We start from the raw sequence: 22,800 nt of genomic DNA, 5'->3' as shown, positions 1-22,800 counted from the left end.
GCTCAACGCCCCGCGTGCGGGGAGCAACCGTGCCGATCCGCCGGAATCGCGTCCGCAACCGTGTTGAAACCGGACAAGTTATGTGCTAATAGAGCGGACGGGTTGCATGCCCGTAACGCAACCGGAGGCGGTTGAGCGGATGCCGAACTCATTGGGATTGGCCATCGGAAGGGAGGGTGGGGAGCGTTGACGAAACCGGAGTGGCGCCGCTGGCGCGGCAAGGTGTTGCGGCGGGATCGGCGTCCGGGCACAGGCGTCTCCGCTGCGGCGGGCGTTGGCGCCTTCGCGCTGGTCGTCGCGTGTGGGGAGGCGGGGCCGCCGGTTCCGGAGGCGTCGCTGGCGGAGATTCTGGCAGCGCGGGGGACGGCGGACGCGGCGCTCCAGCAGGACCGCCTCCAGGACGCGCGCGCCGAGTACCAGCGTCTCGTGGAGATGGCGCCGGCCGAAGCGGCGGGATACGCGGGGCTCGGGCTCACGGCGCTCAAGGCGGCGGACTACGAGACGGCGGAGGAGAACCTCGTCGAGGCGCGGGAGCGGGTGCCGGACGACCCGGAGTTGGCGCTCGCGCTGGCCACGCTGCGAATCGAAACGGGTGACTTCGAGGAAGCGCGGGCGCTGCTGGACGAGACGTTGGCGGCGGACCCGGGTCACGCACGCAGCCTGTGGGGGCTGGCGGAGCTTGAGGCCCGGGCTGCCGGCTTGGCCTCCGATGCCCGCGTGGACGTTCTCGCGCGCTTGGCGTCGGCCGCACCGGGCAACCTGGCCGCGCTCGCCACGCTGGCCGATGCGCAACTCGCGCGCGGCGAACTCGACAACGCGCTCGGCACCCTGGAGGGCCTGCGCCAGATCGCGCCGGATTTCCGGGACCGGCCGCGCGCGGCGTTCGAGGCCGCCGAAGATGCGATCCTGGATGGCGACGCCCCGACGGCGCGCAGCCAGTTCGCCGAGTTCCGGGCGGCGTTCGAGGTGACCTCGCCCTACCAGGCGAGTCTCGAAGAGCTGAGGCAGCCGGGCGGCCCCCTCGCCGGCGTCGCGCAACTCGACTTCAGCTTCCTCGTCTCGCTCCGCGTCCAGGAGCCGGAAGCCGTCCTCGCAGCACTCCGCTATACGAACGCGTCCGCACTCGCCGGGCTGGAAGCGCTTGCCGGTCCGCCGGAGACGGGCGCCGGGGCCGGGGCCGCGATCGGCGACTTCGATGGGGATGGCGACGAAGACCTGCTGTGGAGCCGGGGAGGGGAAGGGCGCGTGCTTCGCGTCGACCTCGGCCGCTACGTGGACGCCTCCGACGAGGTCGGGCCGATCGACGCGGGAGATGCGGAGACCGCGCTCTGGGTCGACTTCGACGACGACCGCCGGCTCGACGTCTGGTTCGCCGGGAGCGCGCCGCGCGCCTACCGCAACGACCCGGCCGGAGGCTTCGGGGAGATCGCGCTCCCGGCGGTTGCCGGGGCGGGTTCGGCCGGAGTGGGTTTGGACGGCGCGGCGGCGGGCGCGGCCCACGCAGTCTTCGCGGCGGACCTCGACCAGGACGGGGATCTCGACGTGTTCGAGGCGCACACGGGCGCAAACCGTCTCTTCCGCAACAACGGCGACCTCACCTTCGCCGAGATGGCGGCGGACTTCGGACTCTCGGGGCCCGCGGACGGCGACACCCGCGACGCCGCCTTCGCCGACCTGGACAACGACCGCGACCTGGACATCGTCCTCGCGGAAGGGGCGGGCGGTCTCCGCCTCCTGGACAACGAGCGCGCGGCCACCTTCGCCGACCGGACGGAACGCCTCTCCGGCGCGGGGACCGGCGCGGCCACCCGCGACGGGGCCGAGGAAGCGCAGGCCGTTGCGATCGGCGATGTGAACGGGGACGGCTGGCTCGACATCGCGGCCGCCTTCGCCGACCGTGTCCGCCTGCTCCACGGCTCGGCCTCCGACGCGTTCACGCTCGCCGCGACCGTGCCGCTGAACGGTCTCGCACCGCGCGACCTGCTCTTCGTCGACTTCGACAACGACGGCCGGCTGGACCTCGCGGCCGCCGGCGAGGCCCCGGCCTCGGGCGCCGCCCCCGAATCCGGCGCGGCGTCCGGCTCCGGTCTGCGGCTGTTCCGCAACGAGGGGCAGGGGCGTTTGCGTCCGGCCCCCGAATTCCTCCCCGATCTCCCAGCCGCGCTGCGAACCGTTCGGTCGTTCGACTACAACGAGGATGGCGACGCCGATCTCCTCGTCCTCGGCGGCGACGGGAGCCCGACGCTCCTGCGCAATGACGGCGGCAACGCGAACCACTACTTCAGGCTCGACCTCGCCGGGCTGGGCGAGGGAAGCCGCAAGAACAACCGCTTCGGGATCGGCGCCCGCGTCGAGGTGCGGACGGGGGATCTCTTCCAGGTCCACACCGTTACCGACCCGACCACGCTGATCGGCCTCGACGGACGCCTCAAGGCTGACGTGGTCCGCGTCTACTGGCCGAACGGCGTGCCTCAGGACCTCTACTTCCCGGGCACGGACCAGGATCTCGTCGAGCAGCAGACGCTCAAGGGTTCCTGTCCCATGCTCTACGTGTGGGACGGGGACGGGTTCGAGTTCGTGGGCGACATGATGTGGAAGAGCGCCCTCGGCATGCCCCTCGGCATCCTCGGCGGCGGCCAGCGCGCCTACGCCCCCGCCTTCCCGTCGCAGGAGTACCGGCGCCTCCCCGACGGCGTGCTCCAGCCGCTGGACGGCGAGTACGTGATGCAGATCACCGAGGAGCTGTGGGAGACGATCTACGTGGACGGCGTGAACCTCGTCGCCGTCGACCATCCCTCCGAGATCGACGTGTATGTGAACGAGGCCTTCATCCCGCCCGCGCCCATCGATCTGGAGCTGTGGCGGGTCGGGGAGCGGCACGCCCCGGTCTCGGCCACGGACGAGGACGGGCGAGATCACCGCGCGGCGCTCGCCGGGCGTGACTTCGACTACGTCTCGTCGTTCCGACCCGGCCGCTTCCAGGGGATCGCCGAACCGCACGAACTCATCCTCGACCTCGGGCCCGAGGCGGGCTCGGGCGACGTCACGCTCTTCCTCACGGGATGGATCTTCCCCACGGATGCGAGCATCAACGTGGCGATCGGGCAGTCGGACGCGCTGCAGCCGCACTTCCCGGAACTCGACGTGATGGGCCCCGGGGGCGAGTGGCAGCCCGCGATCCCCGGCCTCAGCTTCCCGTCGGGCAAGGACAAGACCGTCGTCGCCGACCTGCGCGGTCTCTTCCCGACCGCCGACCGCCGGGTGCGGATCCGGACGAACCTCATGGTCTACTGGGACGAGGCCTTCTTCACGACCGGCGCCGCGCACCCCGCGGCGGACGAGGTTCGGGTCACGTCAGTCGCGCCCCGGGAGGCCGACATTCACTATCGCGGCTTCGCCCGAGAATTCAGAAAGGGCGGCCGCTACGGCCCCCACTGGTTCGACTACGATTCCGTCACGGTCGCACCGCGCTGGCACGACCTGTTCGGCCTTTACACCCGCTTCGGGGACGTGACCGACCTCGTGGCCGAGGGCGACGACCGCTACGTAATCCAGAACGCGGGCGACGAGATCACGCTCCGCTTCGAAGCAGGAGCGTTCCCGGCGCTCCCGGACGGATGGAGGAGGACGTTTCTCATCTATTCGGACGGCTGGGTGAAGGACGGTGACCTCAACACCGCGACCGGAGACCGGGTCGTGCCGCTCCCGTCGCGTACGCTGTCGGGCTATCCACCGACGGCGGAGGAGAACCGCGCCGCGTTCCCCGAAGCGGAACTCGCGGAGTCCCTCACGCGTGTGATCCCGCCCCCGGAGGGGCGATGAGAGTCGCAGGAGTTCGTGTGGCACGACCACGCGGACACGGACGAAGCGTTCTTCGTCCTCGAGGGAACGCTGCGGATCGACCTCGCCGACCTCGCCGTCGAGATCGGCCCCGGCGAACTCTACGTCGCACTGTGAATCGTTGCCGTAAACCCCCGTATGTTAAGCATTTCCGTTTCGGAGAGGAGTCGGCAGCCCCCAGCGTGTCCCACCCCGCGAGCCAACCCGACTGCTTGTTCGAGCGGCGCGGTCGGAAGCTGCGTCTGGACGATCTCCACGTCGCCGCGCCGGTCATCGTGATCCACGGCCCGGCGTCCGGGGAGCCCGGCGCAGTGATCCAGGAGGAGACGCGACCGTGACCGAGACTTGGAAAGAGGCGGTGCTGCGGATCGTTAGTGCCCAGGACGGTGAGATCCCGGTACCGGACATTTATCAGGAAATGGAGGGTCACCCGTTGGTTACACGTCGCCTAATGGAGATGCGGTACGGTCGGCCCTACTACCATCATTATGTTCGCTCCGCGTTGGATAAGCTCAACAAACGAGGAGACGTTCGGCGCGTTGGGCACGGACGTTACGTTCGAGGCAGGAAGCCGTGACCGGGATTCAATCTGCCGAAGTTCCCAATAGCACACCTGAGAAGACCCGGTACGGCTTTCGCGGAGACAAGCTCTACCAGCGGAGCGCGCGAAGGGCGCTGCCGATTCTGGTGAGGCAAGCGAACGCCAGACGCCGCATCGAATACGGAGCTTTAGCCGCCGAACTTGGGATGGAGAACCCTCGGAACCTGAACTACCCCTTGGGCGCCATCGGCAATGAATTGCTGAGGTTGGGGGAGACGTGGCAGGAAAAGATCCCGCCGATCGAGGTCCTGGTCATCAACCGGTCGTCTCGGTTGCCGGGGGGACTCGTCGGCCCAGGCGAGGCGGAATACGAGGATGCGAGCATGGCTGGCAAGCGTGCGATCGTAGCCCCGCTGTGGGAGGAGGTCTACTCGTTCGGACGCTGGGATGACGTTCTAAGTCACTTCCGCCTCGATCCGGCCGTGGCTCCGACGCTAGCGACCGGACGGGGGCTAAGCCTCCGCTCGGAGGGGGAATCTCGAGAGCACAAGGCCCTCAAGAGTTTCGTCGCCGATCATCCGGTGACAATAGGAGCGCCGGCCTCCACCGCTCCGGGGGAAACGGAGTTTCTGTTCCGCTCCGGCGACCGCGCGGATGTCTTGTTTCGTGCGAGCCGGGAATGGATCGTCGCCGAGGTGAAGTCGGAGATTTCGACCCCGAGCGACCTCGAACGAGGGCTGTTTCAGTGTGTGAAATACAAGGCCCTCTTGGAGGCGACGTTACACGCCGAACAACGGTGCGTGAGCGCGCGCACCGTCTTGGCCCTCGCGAATCCGCTCCCGAACGAACTGATTCCGTTGCGGAACACGCTCGGCGTCGAAGTGGTTGTTGTGGATCGCGGGGCCGCATGATCCGCAACCTGCTGGTCGTTGCGAATGATTGCGACGGTCTCGTTTGCCGGGAGGCGCGTCATCATCGCCCAACCGCAGCCTCTTGATGAACGGTGGGGAGTTCCCCCACACCTTCCTACGCCACGTCGGTGCTCCATGCCGCAAGCTGCGCTTTCGTCGCCTTCTCGAGCCGGTAGTAGCCACGACGCGGAGATGTGATGATGAAGCCACGGACAGGCTTATCGTGCTTCGCCAGCCAGCGACATGCAAAGTAGATGGCAGAGCCTCCCCCGCCGCGCGGCCCGGCGTACCCGTGCTCGAGCACATGGGCCACCACGTCGTGGAGTCGGATCTTCTTGATTCTGGCCATCCAAAGCGATCAGGCCCAGCACCAACGCATCGTCCCTGAAGAGCCCCCCGTAGCCCTCGGTGCCCGTCCTACGCAGGTCGTCCGCGACGGCCGGTGAGAGCGGGAATGGGTCATCGCTCGGGTCCGTGCTGCTCAGTCGCGGATGCGTGATGTCCTTCGGCCGCCGCCTGCCGCGCAACGAAGGATGCACCAGGACGTGCCACTCGACCTCGGACGGAATGGCATCGCGGACTTGCCGAAACCGAGCCTTGTCGAAGTCCCCACCCTGGAACACGACGACCTGCGGCGCGAGCAGGCGCACTTCCTTCAGGAACAGCCCTCTTTCGAGTTGGGGGTCGACGAACGTGCAATCCTGCGCGCCACCCTTATTCCGTCGGCCTACCGTGACCCACTTGTAGAAGTTTGTCAGGGCGATGTAGGAAAGCGGATTCGATCGCCCTGCGCCTTTCCTCGAAGTGCTGGAGTCGACCTGGCGTCTCGTCGGACCCGATGTCGAGCCCAACGATGAGCAGCTTCTTCACATCGGGGTCCGCGCCGTACCTCGATCCGATGTACGGATAGGCCGCGAACTTCCGGTCAGCTTGTCGCGGCGTTGTCCCGTCTCCCGGATCGATCTCCATGTCGCAAGAAAAGCGCCGGTATAGGGCTTCCACCCGCCTGCGGTACTGGACCGTCAAGGCGGAGACTCGTGACGCACCGCCCGCAATACGTTGATGGCGGCAAGCAAGGTGTCGATGGGCTTCTTCGTACCCAGGAGCCTCCGGCCGGCCGCTTCGATGCAGCTCTTGGACTTGGTGATGGCTCTCCCTCAAAGGCTCCACGAGTTCGGCTATTACGGGTCGATTACGGCGCGGCCTTCCTTCCGCCTTCCAGTCGTCCACCAAATCTGCCGTAGCCTCGGCGAGACGTGCCAGGGTTTGTGACCTGAATGCATCGACCAGGGCGTGGTTGTACCTGCTCCAGGAACGCCTCGACAAGGCTTGGTTTCTTGGTCATTACTTCGTCGCTTCTCTCCTTCCTCAGAAGAGGGAGATCGTCCTCGACGGCTCGCGCCAGAGGGGAGGCCAGGCCATTCAGCGTATCTCCGGCGTCAAGCGCCGTCACGGTGACGACCGGGACATGCAGCTCATCGGTTTCGACAAACGCGACCAAGCCTTTGGGGCCGAAAGCGGATGACATGTCGGGCAATCCAGCCCCTGCAATGAGCGTAGCCGAGGTAGCGTCCGTCCGGCGAGAGCACGTCGATCGGCCACGGTCTTTCGATTCCCGGCTCCATGCTCCGCTGGACCCACAGCGCTCCATCTCAAGTGACCCGCAGCGCCATGCGTAACTTGCCGGGACCATCTCCGGGGCGGTCGAACTCGACGATGAATTCGCCCGTCGCGTCCACGACGATCACGCGTTGAGCACCACCTCTCGAGGCGTCCAGCACGTACAGGTTCCCCACTCGGTCGAACCCGACATCCCGAATCGATGAGAACTCTTCCCACGCCTCGGCCGCTACGGCCGATCCGATGCGGTACACGAACTCGGCTTCCCCGGACAGCGGACGATCCTCGCCGGGAAGATCGATGACGGTCCGTGCGGCTATCGGGCTCGAGAACGCGAGTACCGATGCCAACACTGCTTGCGTCTTCATCAACCTCTCCGTTGCGGTGGTCGCCCGATCACTCATCCATGAATCCTCTGAGGACGAGGTTCTCGAACAGCGCGTCTTCAGCGGGACTGGTGAGCCCCTCCGCGATTTCGAGATCCTGAAACAGCGGCGCGTTCGCGCCAAGGCGCTGGATCTCGGTTCGGTGGTCCACGCGCCGGACGTTGAACAGCGAGATGTCATCGCTGTCCCTCGCGCGCGCCTCTCGCAGGATGGCGCTGCACAGGAGCAGCGAATGGGTGGTGACGATCACCTGACGCCCCTGGTCCAGGGCCAGCGAGGCGAGCAGGCGGGCGATCAGTTCCAACCGCCTGGGGTGTACGCCGTTCTCGGGTTCCTCCAGCGCGACGAGCGAACCGCCCCACGGATTCACGACGATGGCGCACAGGGCAATGACTCTTAGGGTGCCCTCGGAAATCAGGCGGGCCGAGTACGTAGCCTCGCCCTCCTGCGTCCACAGGTCGAGGGTGCCCTGCTGTTCGTTCAGCTGCACATGCAGCGCGTCGATGCCCGGTACGATCGACCGGAGCGCCCGGCCGACGGCGTCGAAGTGGTTCCGGGACTGGGCCCGGATCTTGTACAGGAACGACGCGATGCATTCGCCGTGCTTGCCGATGTCGAACACGTCCGCCGGAGACTGCTGCCTCCGCATCGCGGTCCGCGGTTCCAGGTAGTACGTGCGCCAGTTGAGGAGTTCGTTGCGGACATCCTCCAGCCACGGATATCCGTCGCCGGCCAGACTCCGGTCGGAGAGGAGGGCGTGATTCAGCCCCAGCGCCTCCTGGCGCGGGGAACCGGGCTTCCCCTTTCGCCGAACGCGAACGGTGTTCCGATGCCGCTCGATCACCGCCGTGGCGTTCTTCCGCTGGCGACCCGCCTTCGTGAGTTGAGTCAGATACTCGTCCCTGACGCGAAGTTCGCCCGACGTGAAGTCCATCTCCGGCTGCACGCGATACCGATAGTTGCCCCCTCCGTGCGTTGAGACATCGGCCTCCAGCGTGAAGGAGGCGGCTCCGTTCCGGAACAGCGCCGGCCATCCCCCGGATCCGAACTGGAAGGTCTCAAGGGGGTATCCCCGCAGCGGCTCGAAGGCGTCGGCCAGCGTACGCTGGTTCCCGATCCACGAAAGCGCCTGGATGGCCTCGAGAAGATTGCTCTTCCCGGCCGCGTTGGTGCCGAACAGGACCGCGAGTTGCGGCAACTCGACCGTCACGTCGGCCAGAGACCTGAACCTCCGAACCGTGAGCCTCTTGAGCATCGGGCTTTCCTTGGTGGTCCGTCCTCCGTCACGCACGACAGAGCCGAAACGCGTCGACCGGTTCCGGTCAGGACGGAGAATAACGTACCCATCATCCTCCGTCCCATCTTTGCGGTGCGGCGTCATGCTTTCGCCCATGGGCTGGCGGTCCTCCCCAGGAAGCGGGAAGCCGGTCTGCGGGTCAGGGAGACGGGATGATCGGAACGGACGAAGCGCGCCCCGGAGGCGTTATGATACAACAGCTTGGTGGGGAGCTGGGCCGAGATCCGCCGGTTGGCCGCGGAAGGGCCCCGGGACGAGCAGACCGGGCTGCTCGGAGTCGACGACGGAGGAGCGACATCGTGAACATCGAGGCACCACGAGATCGGGATATGAAACAGCTCACGGTTAGAGGCCTCGGGGACGACCTGACCTCGGCGATTCGCCGCTTGGCGAACCGTGACGGAACATCGCTCAACCGGGCCGCTGTCAAGCTTCTGCGCCGGGGGGCGGGGCTGGAGGACGGACAGGCAGCCGACACGGTCGGGTCGTAGCTGGACCACCTCATCGGATCCTGGAGCGACGCGGAGGCGGACGAAATCGAACGGGCACTCAAGCACTTTGAAACGATCGACGAAGCCATGTGGGAGTGAGGGTGAGACGCGGCCGATCTGGCGTCGGCCGACCACCACTTCGAGCATGTGGAAGGAATCGCATGGGCTCGCCCTCAGGGATGATCGTGATGTCCGGGAGGCTCCGGTGACGACCGGCGAGAACCAGGAGGTGGAGGGTCGGGGATTGAAGAACGTCGTGAACCTGGAGAAAAAGTTCGGTCTGCTCACGGAGTACTGGCAGCCGCGGATCGTCGCGGAACTCAACGACTACCAGTTCAAGATCGCGCGCGTGAAGGGGGAGTTCGTGTGGCACGACCACGCGGACACGGACGAGGCGTTCTTTGTCCTCGAGGGCACGCTGCGGATCGACCTCCCCGATGGCGCCGTCGAGATCGGCCCCGGCGAACTATACGTCGTCCCGCGCGGCGTGCGGCACCGCCCCGTCGCCGAGGAGGAAGTGAAGCTGATGCTCGTCGAACCCCGCGGCGTCGTGAACACCGGCGACGAGCACGACGACCTCACCGCCGAGTCGGACGTCTGGATCTGAGAGGGCGGTTTGTGGGAACGCACGAGGACTACGACAAGATCGACGCAGCAGAGGTGTAGGAGGCGTACCATGACGATCCGACCCATCAGGAACGAGGCCGATTACGATGCGGCCCTCGCCGAAATCGATCGCTTGATGGGCGCCGCTCCCGGCACGCCGGAGGGCGATGCGCTCGAGGTTCTCGTGACGCTTGTCGAACGCTACGAGGCGGAGCATTGGGTTATCGACGCACCGGATCCGCTCGCCCTCATCGAACATGTGATGGAGGCCCGCGGTCTACGCCAGAAGGATCTCGCGACGGTGATCGGATCCCAGCCGCACGCCTCGGAGGTGCTGAACCGTCGCCGTCCTCTCTCTCTGGCCATGATTCGCGCCCTCGCCGCGGAGTGGAGCCTGCCCGCCGACGTGCTCGTTCGCGAATACGAACTCGCGACGCCCTGAATCGCCTTGGTCGGCGGGGGCTCGCTCGCGGACGAGGCGCGGGAGCGCTGGGGGCACACGGACGCGTGGCAAAAGTCCGTCCAGCGGACCCGGGGCTACACGGAGGACGACTGGGCCCGGATCCGGGCCCAGAGCGACGGGGTGTTCGAGCGCATGGCCGCGCTGATGGCCGACGGCGTGCGCCCGACGTCCGCGGCCGCCATGGACCTGGCCGAGGCGCACCGGCGCCACATCGACCGGTGGTTCTACGCCTGCACTCCCGACATGCACCGTGGGCTGGCCTCCATGTACACGGCGGATCCCCGCTTTACGGCGTACTTCGAGGAACGACACGCGGGCCTCGCGGCTTTCGTCGCGGATGCCATCCGGGCGAACGCGGCCCGCGCGCGGAAGGGGTCCGGCAAAGACCGCCGCACGGTATAGAAGCTCGGGGCGGTCAGCGCTCTGGAGAGAAGATCTCCCCCAGGTCGATCGTGCCGACCGGCTCGCCCGCGACGCGAACCGGAAGAGATTCCTTGAATCGATCGTGGACGACCTCGTCCCCCGAAGCGCCACACGTCGATGGCCGGCTCGTCGGGGTCTTCGATCCAGTATTCCGGCACACCCTGCCTCTCGTCGAGTCGGAACTTGATGCTGCGGTCGCGGCTCGCCGTCGAGGGTGAGAGGATCTCGACGACGAGGTCCGGCGGCCCGGCGATCCCGGCCTCCCCTACGATCCCGCGACGCTCGGTGGACACGAACATGAGGTCCGGTTGAACGCCCTCTCCCATCGCCGGGAACCTGACGCCAACGGGCGCCCGGACGCTCAACGCGGGCTCAACTCAAGCTTGCCAAGAGCCTCAGGTCATGCCCTTGTAAAGACATGACCAGTCTTGCTTTGGACCTACCCGAAGACCTGCTTGAACGCCTTCGTCGACAGGCGCGAGAGAGCCAGCTCACGATCCGCGAGGTGGTGCTCACCGCCATCGAGCGCGAGCTGGAGCGGTGGGAATTCCGCGAGCACCTGGCTACGCCTGCGACGACCGGTCTCGGCATCGAGGCGGCCCGGTTGATTCGCGGAGAACGCAGGCGGCGCGAGGACGGGGACTACTGAACCCGGGGCCTTACGCCGTCCTGCGCCCGAGGCCCTCCCTGGTTCTCCCCGAACTTTATAAGTCGGAGTCGAACACGGCTTTCAGGTCGACCGAGCCGATCTCTTCCGCTCCGAGCCTGACCGGGAGCGTCGTCGCGAAGCGCTCGTGCGCGGGCTCCTCCCCGAATCGCCACACATCGACGGCGTTCTCGTCCGGGTCGACGATCCAGTACTCGCCCACACCCTGCCGTTGGTAGAGCCGGAGCTTGATGGTCCGGTCGCGGCTCACCGTTGACGGGGAGAGGATCTCCACGACGAGGCCGGGTGCCCCGACGATCCCGGCCTCCCCGATGATCGCCCGACGCTCGTTGGAAACGAACATGAGATCCGGCTGAACGCCCTCGCCCGTCGCGGGGAACTCGACGCCGACCGGTGCCCAGAACAGTTCTCCGTACTCCGGCTTGTGGAGGAGGGGTTTGAGGGCGTCGTAGAGCGCCCTCGTGAGGCGGTGGTGACGGATCGACGGGGCGGGAGTCACGTAAGCGTCGCCCTCGATCGCCTCGTAGCGATTGCCGTCGTCCGGCATCTGCTGGACGTCCTGCCAGGTGATCGAGGGAAGCGGCATGGTCGGCACATCATAGCTCCGGGCGGGAGTCGTCTCCAAATCCAACCCCACGGTCGCCCGGACTCTCAACCGGCGCTCAACTCGCGCTTGCGATCACCCTCAGGTCGTGCCCTTGTAAGGACATGGCCAGTCTTGCGTTGGATCTGCCCGAAGATCTGCTCGAACGCCTCCAGCAGCGAGCGCGTGAGAACCGCCTCACGATCCGCGAGGTGGTGCTCGCCGCCATCGAGCGTGAGGTGGAGCGGGGGGAGTTTCGCGAGCACTTGGCTTCGCGCCCGGCGACCGATCCAGGCGTCAAGGCGGCCCGGTTGATCGGCGAAGAGCGCGGCCGGCGCGACGGCGGGGGCGACTGAGTAGGCCTGAGGCCGAGATTCGGAGATTCAGAGGTCAGAGGCGAACACGGCCTCCAGGTCGATCACGCCCACCTCTTCGGCGCCGAGCCTGACCGGGAGGGTTCCGCTGAAGCGCTCGCGCGCGGGCTCCTCCCCGGATCGCCACACATCGACGGTGTTCTCGTCAGGGTCGACGATCCAGTATTCGCGCACACCCCGGCGCTGGTAGAGGCGCAGCTTGAGCCCCCGGTCACGGCTCGCGGTGGACGGTGAGAGGATCTCGACCGCGAGGTCCGGAGCGCCGGTGAGCCCGGCGTCCGTGATGATCTCCCGACGCTCTTCCGACACGAACAGCAGGTCCGGCTGGACGCCTTCTCCCGTGGCCGGAAACTCCACGCCGAACGGCGCCGGCACGACCACACCGTGCCCGGGCTCTTCCAGGAGGCGGTCGAGCGCCTTCCCCAGCCGCCAACTGACACGCTGGTGGCGAAAGGTCGGGGCGGGGGTCACGTATGCGTCGCCCTCGATCGCCTCGTAGCGATTTCCGTCGTCCGGCAACTCCTGGACGTCCTGCCAGGTGATCGAGGGAAGCGGCATGGTCGCCACATCATAGCTCCGGGTCGGGGTCGCTTCCAATTCCGAGCCTATGATCGCCGCCTTCATCATCCCGCCCTCAACGGGGGGAGGCGTCCCGGTTCGGCGCGCCACGGCCTGTCGGACGGGCTGGAACAATTCGCGCGAGAAAACGACCTCGAGGTCGATGACGCCGACCTGTTCTGCGCCGAGCCGAACCGGGAGTGTCGTCGTGAAGCGCTCCTCCTCGGGTTGCTCCCCGAACCGCCACACGTCAACGGCGTTCTCGTCTGGATCGACGATCCAGTACTCGCCTACCCTCTGCCTCTTGTACAGGTCGAGCTTGACCCCGCGGTCGCGGTCTTCCGTCACCGGAGAGGTGATCTCGATCACCAAGTCCGGTGCGCCCACGAGCCAGGCCTCCGTGATGATCTCTCGCCGTTCGTTGGACACGAACATGAGGTCCGGCATGACGCCTTCGCGCGTCTCGGGGAACTCGACGGCCGTCATGGTGACGAACGTCTGTCCGTATCCCGGCTCATCCAGGAGGTGAGCGAGCGCCGTGAGGAGCTCCCCGCAGACAAGCTGGTGACGCGTGTTCGGAGCCGGAGCGCCGTACAACTCGCCATCGATCGCCTCGTGGCGACGTCCGTCCTCCGGCATCTGGAGGGCGTCCTGCCAAGTGATGTAGGGGAGTGCCATGGTCTACTCAGGATAGGTCGGCAAGCGAGCCCCAGCCACTTTCGGGGCACCATCTTCCGCTCGTCGGACTCCCGCGGTGGTCTTGTCAGCCGGGCTGGGCCGGCGCACCGTGCTCAACGGCCTGAATCCGTGATCGTTTCGAGCAATCGTCCAGTCTCAACCCGGCGAGGTTGCCATGCGCGTCCGACCCTTCTGCGCGTTCACCGCGCTTCTCATCCTCTCGCTTCCGGCGATCACGCCGCTGGCGGCGCAGAGCGCTCCCGATCCGGCGGCCTACGAGACGCTGCGGTGGCGGAACATCGGCCCGGAGGGGAACCGCTTCAGCGCGGCGGCGGGGATTCCCGGCCAGCCGTACACCTACTACGTGGGCGCGGCCTCGGGCGGGATCTACAAGACGGCGGACGGCGGGGTGAACTGGGACGAGGTGTTCGACGACCAGCCGGTGCAGTCGATCGGGTCGCTCGCCGTCTCCGTGGCCGATCCCAACATCGTCTGGGCGGGGACCGGAGAGGGGAAGATCCGCAGCCACATCTCGGTGGGGCAGGGCGTCTACAAGTCGACGGACGCCGGCGAGACGTGGACCCTCATGGGGCTCGAACCCACCGGACGGATCCCGCGCCTCGCCATCCATCCCTCGGATCCCGACATCGTCTTCGTCTGCGCGCTGGGCCATTCCTACGGGCCGCAGCCGGAGCGCGGCGTCTTCCGAACCATGGACGGCGGGGACAGCTGGGAGCACGTCCTCTTCATCGACGAGGACACGGGATGCTCGGACATCGCGATGGATCCCTCCAACCCGCGCGTCCTCTTCGCCGGCACCTGGCAGCTCGAGATCCACACCTGGGGGCGGACGAGCGGAGGGCCCGGGGGCGGACTGCACGTGTCGCGCGACGGCGGGGACTCGTGGGAGAAGCTGAACGGGCCGGACAACACGATCGGCCTGCCGAAGAAGCCGGTCGGCAAGGTCGCCGTGGCCATCGCGGCCTCGAACCCGCGGCGCGTGTACGCGATGCTCGAGACGGGCGACGGGATCCCGTGGGACGGCGAGCCCACCGAGAGCGGCCAGCTTTGGCGCTCGGAGGACGGCGGCCGGACGTGGTCTCTCATCACGCGCAACCGGAACGCGATGGGACGTCCCCACTACTACTCCCGCGTCGTGATTTCGCCCGACGACGAGGACGAGGCCTACTTCCTCACGGCTTCGTTCACGGTGTCGACGGATGGCGGACGCACGCTGGATGTGACGCCGCGCCCGCGGGCGCCGGGCGGGGACCACCACGACATGTGGATCGATCCCACGGATACCGACCGCATGATCGTGGCGCACGACCAGGGGCTTTCCATTTCGATCAACCGCGGGAAGACGTGGTTCCGGCAGCGGCTCACGAACGCGCAGATGTACCACGTGACGGTGGACAACGCGGTCCCCTACAACGTGCTCGGGAACAAGCAGGATGAGCCGACGTATCGGGGCCCCAGCAACAGCCGCATCCTCGGCACCCGGCGCATCAACCACATCCCGCGCGCGATGTGGCACCACGTCGGAGGCGGCGAGAGCGGCTTCGCCACGCCGGATCCGACGGATCCCAACATCGTGTGGTCCTCGGCCTCGGGATCGGGGATGGTGGGCGGCATCGTCGTCCGCTACGAGGAGGAGCGCCGTCAGTACCGGGCGGTCGAAGTGTGGCCGGAGCAGAGCCGGGGCGCCGCGTCGGGGGTTCGCTACCGCTTCGTGTGGGATGCGCCGGTCCACATCTCCCCGCACGACAACGAGACGGTCTACGTGGGGAGCCAGCACGTGCACCGGACGCGGAACCGCGGGCAGAGCTGGGAGGTCATCAGCCCGGACCTGTCGCTCAACGACCAGAGCCGGATGGGACTCTCGGGCGGGCTCACGGGCGACAACATCGGGGTCGAGTACGCGGGGGTCGTGTTCGGGATCGCGGAGTCGCCGATCGAGCCGGGGCTCATCTGGGCGGGCACCAACGACGGCCGCGTCCACATCACCCGCGACGGGGGCGCCAACTGGACCGACGTCACCGGCAACGTGGACGGGCTGCCGGAGTGGATCGCCGTGCGCAGCATCGCCGTCTCGCGCTACGACGCGGGCACCGCCTACATCGCGGCGGACGGCCACCAGGTGAACATCCGCGACCCGCACGTCTACCGGACGCGCGACTTCGGCGCCTCGTGGGAGAAGATCACCGACGGGATCCCGCCCAGCATGCTGAGCTACACGAAGGTGATCGTCGAGGATCCGGTGCGGCCGGGGCTCCTCTACGCGGGCACGGAGAACGCGGTCTACGTCTCCTTCAACGGCGGGGATGACTGGCAGTCGCTGCAGAACAACCTGCCGGCGGCGCCCGCGTCCGGGATCGTGGTCCAGGAGCACTTCAACGATCTCGTGGTCGGCACCTACGGGCGCGGGTTCTGGATCCTTGACGACCTGTCGCCGATCCAGCAGCTGACGCCGGAGGTGATGGCGTCGGCCTCGCACCTGTTCGCGCCGCGCGACGCGTACCGCTTCCGGCCCATCACGCCGCCTTCGATCCCCTACGACGATCCGACCATAGGAGAGGATCCGGAGTACGGGGCCTCGCTCAACTACTGGCTCGCGGCGGAGGCCTCCGAGGCGCCGACGATCGAGATCCTGGACGGGTCGGGGACGGTCGTACGCACGCTGGAGGGTCCGAACCGGGTGGGGGTGAACCGGATCCACTGGGACCTGCGGGATGAGCCCAACGAGCCGATCCGGATGCTCACGCCGCCAAGGTACGCGGAGCACATCGACGTCGGCGAGGAGGGAAGGGCGGCGCCCGGCGGGCAGCGGATCTCGATTCTCATGCCGCCGGGGCGGTACGCGGTGCGCCTGACGGTCGATGGGGCGATGCACGAGCAGCCGCTGACGGTGCTGAAGGACCCGCACTCCGGGGGGACGGAGGCGGACATCGCGGAGCAGATCGCGTTCATCCGCGACGTGCGCGAAGACGTGGTGCGGGCGGGGGAGGCGGTCGAGCGGGTGGAGGCGATGCGGGTCCAGCTGCGGACGCTGGCGCGGTTCGCGGAGGACGAGGACCTCTCCGCGTCGGTCGAAGATCTGCGGCAGAAGCTGATCGACCTGCAGGAGACGATGGTCGACCTGCGCCTCACCGGTCAGGGTCAGGATGGTGTGCGCTTCGAGGCGCGGCTCCTCCAGAAGCTCGGCTACCTGACGGGCGCGCTGGCGATCGCGGACTTCCCGCCCACGGACCAGCAGATGGAGGTGAAGGTTATCCTCCGCGCGGCGCTGGAGGCGCACCTGGCTGAGCTTGAAGAGCTGGTTCGCACGGACGTCGCGGCGCTCAACGAGACGCTGCGCGGCCTCGGCATGCTCATCATCACCGACGACGCGTCCTGAGCGGCGCGGGGCGTGCCCCGGACGTTCCCGCGGGAACGTCTTTCGGACCCGGAGTCGAGCATCGAGGGCTGCTGAAGAGAGGAGGAGCGCCATGATCGATCGCCGACAGTTCATCGGAGCGAGCGTCGCGGGGGGCCTGGGGGCGGTGGCCGCGGCCTCGGGGTGCGCGCCCGGAGACGGGTCCGCCGGCGCCGCGGCGGGGAGCGCGGCGGGCGCGGAGGGCGTGCCGCCGTTCGAGCTGGACGAGGTGACAGTCGACCAACTCCAGGCGAGCATGGCGTCCGGCGAACGCACCGCGCGTTCGATCGCCGAGTTGTACCTCGAGCGTATCGAGGCGCTGGACGGGCAGGGGCCGGAACTGCGCTCGATCATCGAGATGAACCCCGACGTGCTCGAGATCGCCGATGAACTGGACGCCGAGCGGGCGGCCGGCAACGTGCGCGGGCCCCTGCACGGGATCCCGGTAGCGCTCAAGGACAACATCGATACGCACGACCGGATGACGACGACCGCGGGATCGCTCGCGCTGGAGGGGTCGATCCCGGCGCAGGATTCGGGCGTCGCCGCTCGGTTGCGCGAGGCCGGGGCCGTCATCCTCGCCAAGGCGAATCTTTCGGAGTGGGCGTATTTTCGGGGTGAACGCGCGACCAGTGGATGGTCGGCGCGGGGCGGGCAGTGCCGGAACCCGTACGCGCTCGACCGGAATCCATGCGGGTCGAGTTCCGGGTCGGGCGTCGCGGCGTCGGCCAACCTCTGCGCCCTCACGGTCGGGACCGAGACGGGCGGCTCGATCATGTGCCCTTCGTCGAGCAACGGGATCGTCGGCATCAAGCCCACGGTGGGGCTGTGGAGCCGGGCCGGCGTGATCCCGATCTCGCACTCGCAGGACACGGCGGGCCCCATGTGCCGGACGGTGGCCGACGCCGCCATCCTGCTCGGCGTCTGCACCGGCGTCGATCCGCGTGATCCCGCTACCGCGGCGAGCGAAGGGAACGCGCATGCCGACTACACGCAGTTCCTGGACCCGGCCGGACTCAGGGGCGCCCGGATCGGAGTCGTGCGCACCTTCCCCGGCTTCGACCCGCGTGTGCTCGCGCTGTTCGATGAAGCCATCGAGGCGATGCGGGCGGAGGGGGCTGTCATCATAGACCCCGCGAACATGGACGCGGCCGCGTGGAACGACCCGCTGTCGCTCGTGGTGCTCGAATTCGAGTTCAAGACCGACCTGAACGCCTACCTCGCCGGGCTGGGGCCGGACGCCCCGGTCAAGAGCCTCGCCGAGGTGATCGAGTTCAACGAAAGGAACGCCGAGCGCGAGATGCCTCATTTCGGGCAACAGCGGCTGATCGCTTCCGAGCGCAGAGGGCCACTCACGGACCCGGAATACCTGAACGCGGTGGCCACGATCCAGCGCGCGAACCGGGAGGACGGGATCGACCGCCTGGCGCGCGAGCACGGTCTCGACGCCATCGTCGCGCCCACCCGCGACCTCCCGTGGCCGACGGATCACATCAAGGGCGACCGGCTCGACGGGGGGTCGTCAGCCGCGCCGGCCGCCATCGCCGGCTTTCCGGACATCACGGTGCCGATGGGGTTCGTGCGCGGGCTGCCCACCGGGATCTCGTTCTTCGGTCCCGCGTGGACGGAGCCCACGCTGCTCAGGATCGCCTACGCCTACGAACAGGCCACCCAGGAACGGCGCGCTCCGACGTTCGCGCCCACCCTTGGCTGAACTCGGTCCCGAGGTTGCCTCGGGCACCCGTCGGCAAGCAGGTTTCGCTTAGATACCCGCCGGCAGCGTGCTGTCGGCTCAAGGGCCGCTCCTTCGGGGTGGCCCTTGCTTTTTTGGGAGACGGTATGAGGACGACCCGCGGGCTGGTGAACCCCCCCTCAGCCGCCGCGGACGAGGGCGATGCTGCCGTTGACGGTGCGGAGTTCGATGTCGGGGCCGCCGCCGCCGATCTCGCCGGAGGCCGACTTCGGGCCCCACCGGCCGCGGATCGTGAGCGGGAACTCCGTGTCGATGGCGCCGTTCACCGTGCGGATTTCGACATCGGCTTCGGTGCCGTCCGGCAGGGCGAGCCGGATGCCGCCGTTCGTCGTCCTGAAGCGGAGATCGTCGCGGAGCCTGCCCGATAACTCCGCCTCTATGTCTCCGTTCACCGTCTGGGCGGACAACGCTCCCGCGGCCTGCACCGCGATGTCGCCGTTTACGGTCCTCGCCTCCACGTCATCGGCGAGCCCGCGTGCCTCGATCTCACCGTTGATCGTGCGGGCTTCCAATGCGACGCCCTGCGGGACCTCGATCGTGAAGTGCACCTTCACGTCGTTGTTGCGGACGCTCATCCGGTAGTCGTCGCCGCGCCCGCACCGGTTCGGGTCCCGTCCTCGCCGCGACGGGTAGACCGCGCAGATCAGGACCCCGCGGTCGTCCTCCACGACCTCGATCCGGACCGCGTCGGGATCGTCGTCATCCCACTCCTTCCTCACCCGGACCCCGACCTGGCTCGCGTCCGTCGCGCGGGCCGTGATGGACCCGTTCACGTTGCGGATCGTGACCGCGTCCCCGCGATCCACGGACCCCTGCCACTCGAAGTCCTGTGCCTGCGCTCCCGTCGTCCCCCAGGTGACCAGCAACGCCGCTGCGACGGCGAGTTGTCGGGCTGAATTCCGCATCGTCCTGCTCCTGGTTCCGGTCCTCGCGAGCCTGCCTTCCGCCGGCCCGCGGTCTGGTTGTGATTCGCTATTCCCGTTCCTCGTCCAGGTCCGGGGTCCTCTCTCCCGGCCGGATGAGGAGGATGTCTCCGTCGAACGACCTCAGCGTGACGGCGGCCGATCCATCGCCGACCGTGAACTCCCCCGCCCGCAGGCGCCCGCCGCGGAACTGCACGGGGAAGGAGGGGATGAGTTCGCCATCGAAGGTCGACACCGAGATGCTCGCGCCGGACCCTTCGGGGAGGGCGAAGGTCACGTCTCCGTCGTGCGTGCTGAAGGAGTAGCTCCCTCCCTCGTAGACGGTGCCGTCGTACCAGAGGTCGCCGTCGACCGCCGACATGGAGAGGGCCCGCACGTCGGCGTTCGTGACGACGATGTCCGCGTCGATGCCGTTGACGGTCACTTCGCCCGTCGCCCGGTCGATCCACACGTCGCCGTCGGCCACGTTCACGGAGGCGGGCCCCGTGTTCGCCAGCCGTACGTCGCCGTCCAGTGCCGAGACGTTGACCCGTGCGGCTCCGTCGATCTCCACATCTCCGTCGGCCGTGCTCGCCAGTACGTCCCCTCGGACGAGGCCCGCGACGGTGATGTCGCCCTCGCGCCCGGTCACCGTCAGGTGGACATCCCGCGGAAGCCACACGGACAGGTCCGCATCGCTGCCGCGCTCTCTCGCGCCGATGTGGATCACCCCGCCTCCGGAGGCGACCCGGACCCCGGCCTCTTCGCCCTCCATCAGGATCCGCGCCTCGCGGCCATCGACACCGGTCACATGGACATCGCCCTCGGGGAGCGCAATCGCGATGCGGGCGCCCGCGGGGACGATGAACGTCGTGTCGCGCGCCGGCTCGCCGAACGCGAGCGCGAGGAGCAGGAGTGCGGGCGCCATCAGTCGCTCGCCGCGAGCTGCGCGGCCTGGGCGAGGAACTCGGACTTTCGCTGCAGCGTGCTGGTCATGTGCTGCCGGAGATAGGGATCGTCCGGGATCTCGCGGAGCGCCGCGCGTGCGTCCTCGATGGCCCGGTCGATCGTCACCAGAGCGCGCCGGATTCGCGCCACGGTCTGCGGCGGTAGCGGCCGCTCCGAGTCGAACAGCACCCGCTCGAGTTCGGCGATGAGGTTGGCGTATTCCTCCGCCCTGGCCTCGCCGTCGGCGCCGTCCGAGACGGGTTGGGCCGCAGGCGGGAGCAGGGAGGGGAAACCGAGGGCGGGGGCGTCACCCGACGCGTCGCTCCGCGCTCCGGCCATCCACACCAGCGCCCCGGACAGCCAGGCCAGCGCGATGGCCGCGGCGAGCTGGGGAGCGAAGCGGGCGATCCCGCGCGCGGCGGGCCGTCGCCGGCCTCGCAAGTCGTCGTCGTCCGGCGCGGCCTCGGACAGATCGCCGTCGTCCGCTCCGATGCGGGCGGCGATGCCCGGCCACAGATCGCCGGCCGGCGCCCGGGGGCCGACCTTGCCGGCGCGCTCCACCACGGCCTCCAGCTCCTCGAGCGTGCGCGTGCAGTCCTCACAGCTCTCGAGGTGCCGTTCGAGCAGCGTCTCCTCCTCGGGTCCGAGCCCGCTGTCGAGATACTCCGACAGTCGATCCCGAAACCGATCCCTCGGATGTCCGCCGTCCGTCATGCGCTGAACCCTCCTCGCCTTGCGGCCCGACGCCGGATGGGCGTCACGCGGCGCGCCTCACGCATCGAGGTGCCGTCTCATGATCATCCGCGCCCGATGCAGTTGCGACTTCGACGTCCCCGTCGTGATCTCCAGCATCTCCGCGATCTCCCGGTGCTTGTATCCTTCGATATCGTGCAGCACGAACACCTTTCGCGCCCCGCGCGGCAGCCGCTCGATCGCGACCTCGAAATCGAGCCGGATCTCGATGCTGTCGCGCGGCGCCCGGGCCCGGGCGAGCGGCAGTTCGTTTCCCACTTCGCGCTCTCGTCGCGCCCCGACGGCCCGCAGCCGGCTGTAGACCACGTTCACGGCCAGCCGGTGGAGCCACGAGCCGAACGCCGCCTCGCCGCGGAACGTCTCCAGCTTCTCCCACGCCCGCACGAACACATCCTGCGTGAGTTCGTCGGCGCGCTCGCTCCCGGCCAGCCGGCAGACGACCGCGTACACCCGCCCCACGTGGGCCCGATAGAGCCGCTCGAACGCCGCCGCGTCGCCGAATGCCGCCTCGCGTACGTCCGCCGCGACGCCGGGGGGGACCCGCGGCCCCTCCCCCGCGTCCGACTCGTGCCGCCTCGCTTCGCCGTTCGATTCGATCGCTACCTGGCCCTTCCGGCCCGCGTCCTCGTTCGCTTCATGAGACGCGCCCTGTACCGGGAAGGTTGGAGCCCGCCTTCCGTCCTCGGGGGCGATCAGGAGTGGGCATCGACGGATTCCGGCTGCCGTTCGAGGCGGAGCCACACGACGCCGGCGAGGATGAGCAGCGCGCCGAGCCACTGCCCGCCCGTCAGGCGGTCGCCGAGAACGAGCGCCGCCAGCGTGAGCGTGACCGCCGGCTCGACCGTGGCGGCGATCGCGGCCCGCGCCGGACCGATCCACTGGATCCCGACTAGGAACGCCGTGATCGGGATCGCGGTCGAGAAGAGCCCGATCGCCGCGATGAGGGCGAGCGGGGCGGGTGCCAGGGGTACGCCGAGTCCACCGGTGACGAGGGCGGTCAGGGCGATCACGACCGCGGTCGAGGTGATCACGGTCGCCGTCGAGGAGACCGGGGGGAGCCCCTCGAGAACGCCGTGGCTCCATACGATCCACGCCGCCAGCAGCACGACGGAGAGCACGATCAGGCCGACGCCGAGTGCGTCCCCCGACCCGACACCGAAGCCGACGGTGAGCGCGCAACCGGCCGTCGTGAGGGCGAGGGCGGCGATACGCCGCGAGGTGAGGCGCTCGCCGACCCAGATCCGGGCCAGGAGCACGGTCATGGCGGGATAGGTGAAGAAGACGAGCGTCGCGAGCGAGGCCGGGAGCCGGTCGAGCCCCAGCATGTAGCACATGGCGTTGAGAGCGTAGAGCGCGCCGAGCAGAACCAGCTCCACCACCCGCCCCCGGGGCGGACGCGGGCGCCCGGTCGCGAACACGAACGCCCACACGAGCCCGCTCCCGAGCACGAAGCGCCACGCCAGCAGCGGCAGCACCTCCACCCCCTCGGCCAACGCGAGCTTGGCCAGCACGGCGAGGGCGCCGTACCCCAGCGAGGCGATGAAGACGACGAGGAGGCCCCGCGTGATGTTGCGCATGAACGAATCTCGCT

General features: G+C 68.3%; 22 protein-coding genes and 2 pseudogenes. 13 read left to right on the top strand and 11 right to left on the bottom strand.

Translation table 11 applies throughout. From position 1 onward, the window contains the following. Window positions 1-186: 186 nt before the first annotated feature. From ACOQPP_RS06490 to ACOQPP_RS06475, 4 genes and pseudogenes are all read left to right on the top strand, one after another. Window positions 187-3,822, top strand: a complete 3,636-nt coding sequence (locus ACOQPP_RS06490) for an FG-GAP-like repeat-containing protein (RefSeq protein WP_420636079.1) — start codon at window positions 187-189, stop codon at window positions 3,820-3,822. Window positions 3,823-3,831: 9 nt separating this feature from the next. After that, a pseudogene (locus ACOQPP_RS06485) lies at window positions 3,832-3,948 on the top strand (cupin domain-containing protein); the annotation flags it as partial. A 74-nt stretch (window positions 3,949-4,022) separates the two neighbouring features. Next, window positions 4,023-4,178 carry a hypothetical protein gene (locus tag ACOQPP_RS06480; RefSeq protein ID WP_420636078.1) on the top strand — a complete coding sequence of 52 codons (156 nt, stop codon included), beginning with the start codon at window positions 4,023-4,025 and terminating at the stop codon, window positions 4,176-4,178. A 409-nt stretch (window positions 4,179-4,587) separates the two neighbouring features. Continuing rightward, window positions 4,588-5,292: a hypothetical protein gene (locus ACOQPP_RS06475; protein ID WP_420636077.1), complete on the top strand. Its 705-nt coding sequence runs from the start codon at window positions 4,588-4,590 to the stop codon at window positions 5,290-5,292. Between the two features lie 115 nt (window positions 5,293-5,407). Here ACOQPP_RS06475 and ACOQPP_RS06470 read toward each other — a convergent pair whose 3' ends face one another. Beyond that, window positions 5,408-5,641 carry a hypothetical protein gene (locus ACOQPP_RS06470; RefSeq protein WP_420636076.1) on the bottom strand — a complete coding sequence of 78 codons (234 nt, stop codon included), beginning with the start codon at window positions 5,639-5,641 and terminating at the stop codon, window positions 5,408-5,410. A gap of 948 nt (window positions 5,642-6,589) precedes the next feature. Between ACOQPP_RS06470 and ACOQPP_RS06465 the strand changes: the two genes are divergently transcribed. Further along, a complete protein-coding gene (locus ACOQPP_RS06465) occupies window positions 6,590-6,817 on the top strand; it encodes a hypothetical protein (protein ID WP_420636075.1) in 228 nt (75 codons plus the stop codon). Window positions 6,818-6,944: 127 nt separating this feature from the next. Here the strand turns inward: ACOQPP_RS06465 and ACOQPP_RS06460 are convergent, their stop codons facing one another. Continuing rightward, window positions 6,945-7,280: a hypothetical protein gene (locus tag ACOQPP_RS06460; RefSeq protein ID WP_420636074.1), complete on the bottom strand. Its 336-nt coding sequence runs from the start codon at window positions 7,278-7,280 to the stop codon at window positions 6,945-6,947. A gap of 28 nt (window positions 7,281-7,308) precedes the next feature. Next, window positions 7,309-8,553, bottom strand: coding sequence for an AAA family ATPase (locus ACOQPP_RS06455; protein ID WP_420636073.1), 1,245 nt, complete (start codon window positions 8,551-8,553; stop codon window positions 7,309-7,311). A 371-nt stretch (window positions 8,554-8,924) separates the two neighbouring features. On the opposite strand from ACOQPP_RS06455, the gene ACOQPP_RS06450 reads away from it, so the two are divergent. From ACOQPP_RS06450 to ACOQPP_RS06435, 4 genes are all read left to right on the top strand, one after another. Next, the gene (locus ACOQPP_RS06450) at window positions 8,925-9,086 is read left to right on the top strand and encodes a hypothetical protein (RefSeq protein WP_420636072.1); all 162 of its coding nucleotides are present in this window, start codon (window positions 8,925-8,927) and stop codon (window positions 9,084-9,086) included. A gap of 256 nt (window positions 9,087-9,342) precedes the next feature. After that, a complete protein-coding gene (locus ACOQPP_RS06445) occupies window positions 9,343-9,693 on the top strand; it encodes a cupin domain-containing protein (protein ID WP_419162246.1) in 351 nt (116 codons plus the stop codon). Between the two features lie 69 nt (window positions 9,694-9,762). Further along, the gene (locus tag ACOQPP_RS06440; RefSeq protein WP_419161624.1) at window positions 9,763-10,134 is read left to right on the top strand and encodes a helix-turn-helix domain-containing protein; all 372 of its coding nucleotides are present in this window, start codon (window positions 9,763-9,765) and stop codon (window positions 10,132-10,134) included. Between the two features lie 6 nt (window positions 10,135-10,140). Continuing rightward, a complete protein-coding gene (locus ACOQPP_RS06435; protein ID WP_420636071.1) occupies window positions 10,141-10,557 on the top strand; it encodes a TipAS antibiotic-recognition domain-containing protein in 417 nt (138 codons plus the stop codon). Window positions 10,558-10,682: 125 nt separating this feature from the next. Here ACOQPP_RS06435 and ACOQPP_RS06430 read toward each other — a convergent pair. Further along, window positions 10,683-10,943 (bottom strand): annotated as a pseudogene (locus tag ACOQPP_RS06430) (Uma2 family endonuclease); the annotation flags it as partial. A 68-nt stretch (window positions 10,944-11,011) separates the two neighbouring features. On the opposite strand from ACOQPP_RS06430, the gene ACOQPP_RS06425 reads away from it, so the two are divergent. Next, window positions 11,012-11,227 carry a hypothetical protein gene (locus tag ACOQPP_RS06425; protein ID WP_420636070.1) on the top strand — a complete coding sequence of 72 codons (216 nt, stop codon included), beginning with the start codon at window positions 11,012-11,014 and terminating at the stop codon, window positions 11,225-11,227. A gap of 55 nt (window positions 11,228-11,282) precedes the next feature. Here ACOQPP_RS06425 and ACOQPP_RS06420 read toward each other — a convergent pair whose 3' ends face one another. Beyond that, window positions 11,283-11,831, bottom strand: a complete 549-nt coding sequence (locus tag ACOQPP_RS06420; protein ID WP_420636228.1) for a Uma2 family endonuclease — start codon at window positions 11,829-11,831, stop codon at window positions 11,283-11,285. Between the two features lie 137 nt (window positions 11,832-11,968). Between ACOQPP_RS06420 and ACOQPP_RS06415 the strand changes: the two genes are divergently transcribed. Next, the gene (locus ACOQPP_RS06415) at window positions 11,969-12,184 is read left to right on the top strand and encodes a hypothetical protein (protein ID WP_420636069.1); all 216 of its coding nucleotides are present in this window, start codon (window positions 11,969-11,971) and stop codon (window positions 12,182-12,184) included. A gap of 27 nt (window positions 12,185-12,211) precedes the next feature. Here the strand turns inward: ACOQPP_RS06415 and ACOQPP_RS06410 are convergent, their stop codons facing one another. Beyond that, complete coding sequence (locus ACOQPP_RS06410; protein ID WP_420636068.1) at window positions 12,212-13,438, bottom strand: Uma2 family endonuclease; 1,227 nt, start codon at window positions 13,436-13,438, stop codon at window positions 12,212-12,214. 175 nt (window positions 13,439-13,613) lie between these two features. On the opposite strand from ACOQPP_RS06410, the gene ACOQPP_RS06405 reads away from it, so the two are divergent. Next, window positions 13,614-16,835, top strand: coding sequence for a sialidase (locus tag ACOQPP_RS06405; RefSeq protein ID WP_420636067.1), 3,222 nt, complete (start codon window positions 13,614-13,616; stop codon window positions 16,833-16,835). A 91-nt stretch (window positions 16,836-16,926) separates the two neighbouring features. Next, window positions 16,927-18,567, top strand: a complete 1,641-nt coding sequence (locus ACOQPP_RS06400; protein ID WP_420636066.1) for an amidase — start codon at window positions 16,927-16,929, stop codon at window positions 18,565-18,567. Window positions 18,568-18,725: 158 nt separating this feature from the next. Here ACOQPP_RS06400 and ACOQPP_RS06395 read toward each other — a convergent pair whose 3' ends face one another. The 5 genes from ACOQPP_RS06395 to ACOQPP_RS06375 all read right to left on the bottom strand — a co-directional run bounded on the left by ACOQPP_RS06395 (window position 18,726) and on the right by ACOQPP_RS06375 (window position 22,786). Then, a complete protein-coding gene (locus tag ACOQPP_RS06395) occupies window positions 18,726-19,511 on the bottom strand; it encodes a DUF4097 family beta strand repeat-containing protein (RefSeq protein ID WP_420636065.1) in 786 nt (261 codons plus the stop codon). Window positions 19,512-19,578: 67 nt separating this feature from the next. Beyond that, the gene (locus tag ACOQPP_RS06390; RefSeq protein ID WP_420636064.1) at window positions 19,579-20,436 is read right to left on the bottom strand and encodes a DUF4097 family beta strand repeat-containing protein; all 858 of its coding nucleotides are present in this window, start codon (window positions 20,434-20,436) and stop codon (window positions 19,579-19,581) included. Then, window positions 20,436-21,170: a zf-HC2 domain-containing protein gene (locus ACOQPP_RS06385; RefSeq protein WP_420636063.1), complete on the bottom strand. Its 735-nt coding sequence runs from the start codon at window positions 21,168-21,170 to the stop codon at window positions 20,436-20,438. Before ACOQPP_RS06385 ends, ACOQPP_RS06390 begins: the two co-directional genes overlap by 1 nt. A 57-nt stretch (window positions 21,171-21,227) precedes the next feature. Beyond that, on the bottom strand, window positions 21,228-21,950 hold the full coding sequence (locus ACOQPP_RS06380; RefSeq protein WP_419165182.1) for an RNA polymerase sigma factor: 723 nt from the start codon (window positions 21,948-21,950) through the stop codon (window positions 21,228-21,230). Next, a complete protein-coding gene (locus ACOQPP_RS06375) occupies window positions 21,902-22,786 on the bottom strand; it encodes a DMT family transporter (RefSeq protein ID WP_419165183.1) in 885 nt (294 codons plus the stop codon). The genes ACOQPP_RS06380 and ACOQPP_RS06375 overlap by 49 nt, the downstream gene beginning before the upstream one ends. Window positions 22,787-22,800 lie beyond the last annotated feature (14 nt).

Source organism: Candidatus Palauibacter sp., from assembly GCF_965222475.1.
In the GTDB taxonomy this organism is placed as follows: domain Bacteria; phylum Gemmatimonadota; class Gemmatimonadetes; order Palauibacterales; family Palauibacteraceae; genus Palauibacter.
Note: the sequence above shows the minus strand (reverse complement) of the source record. Positions and strands in the feature narration are given on the sequence as shown.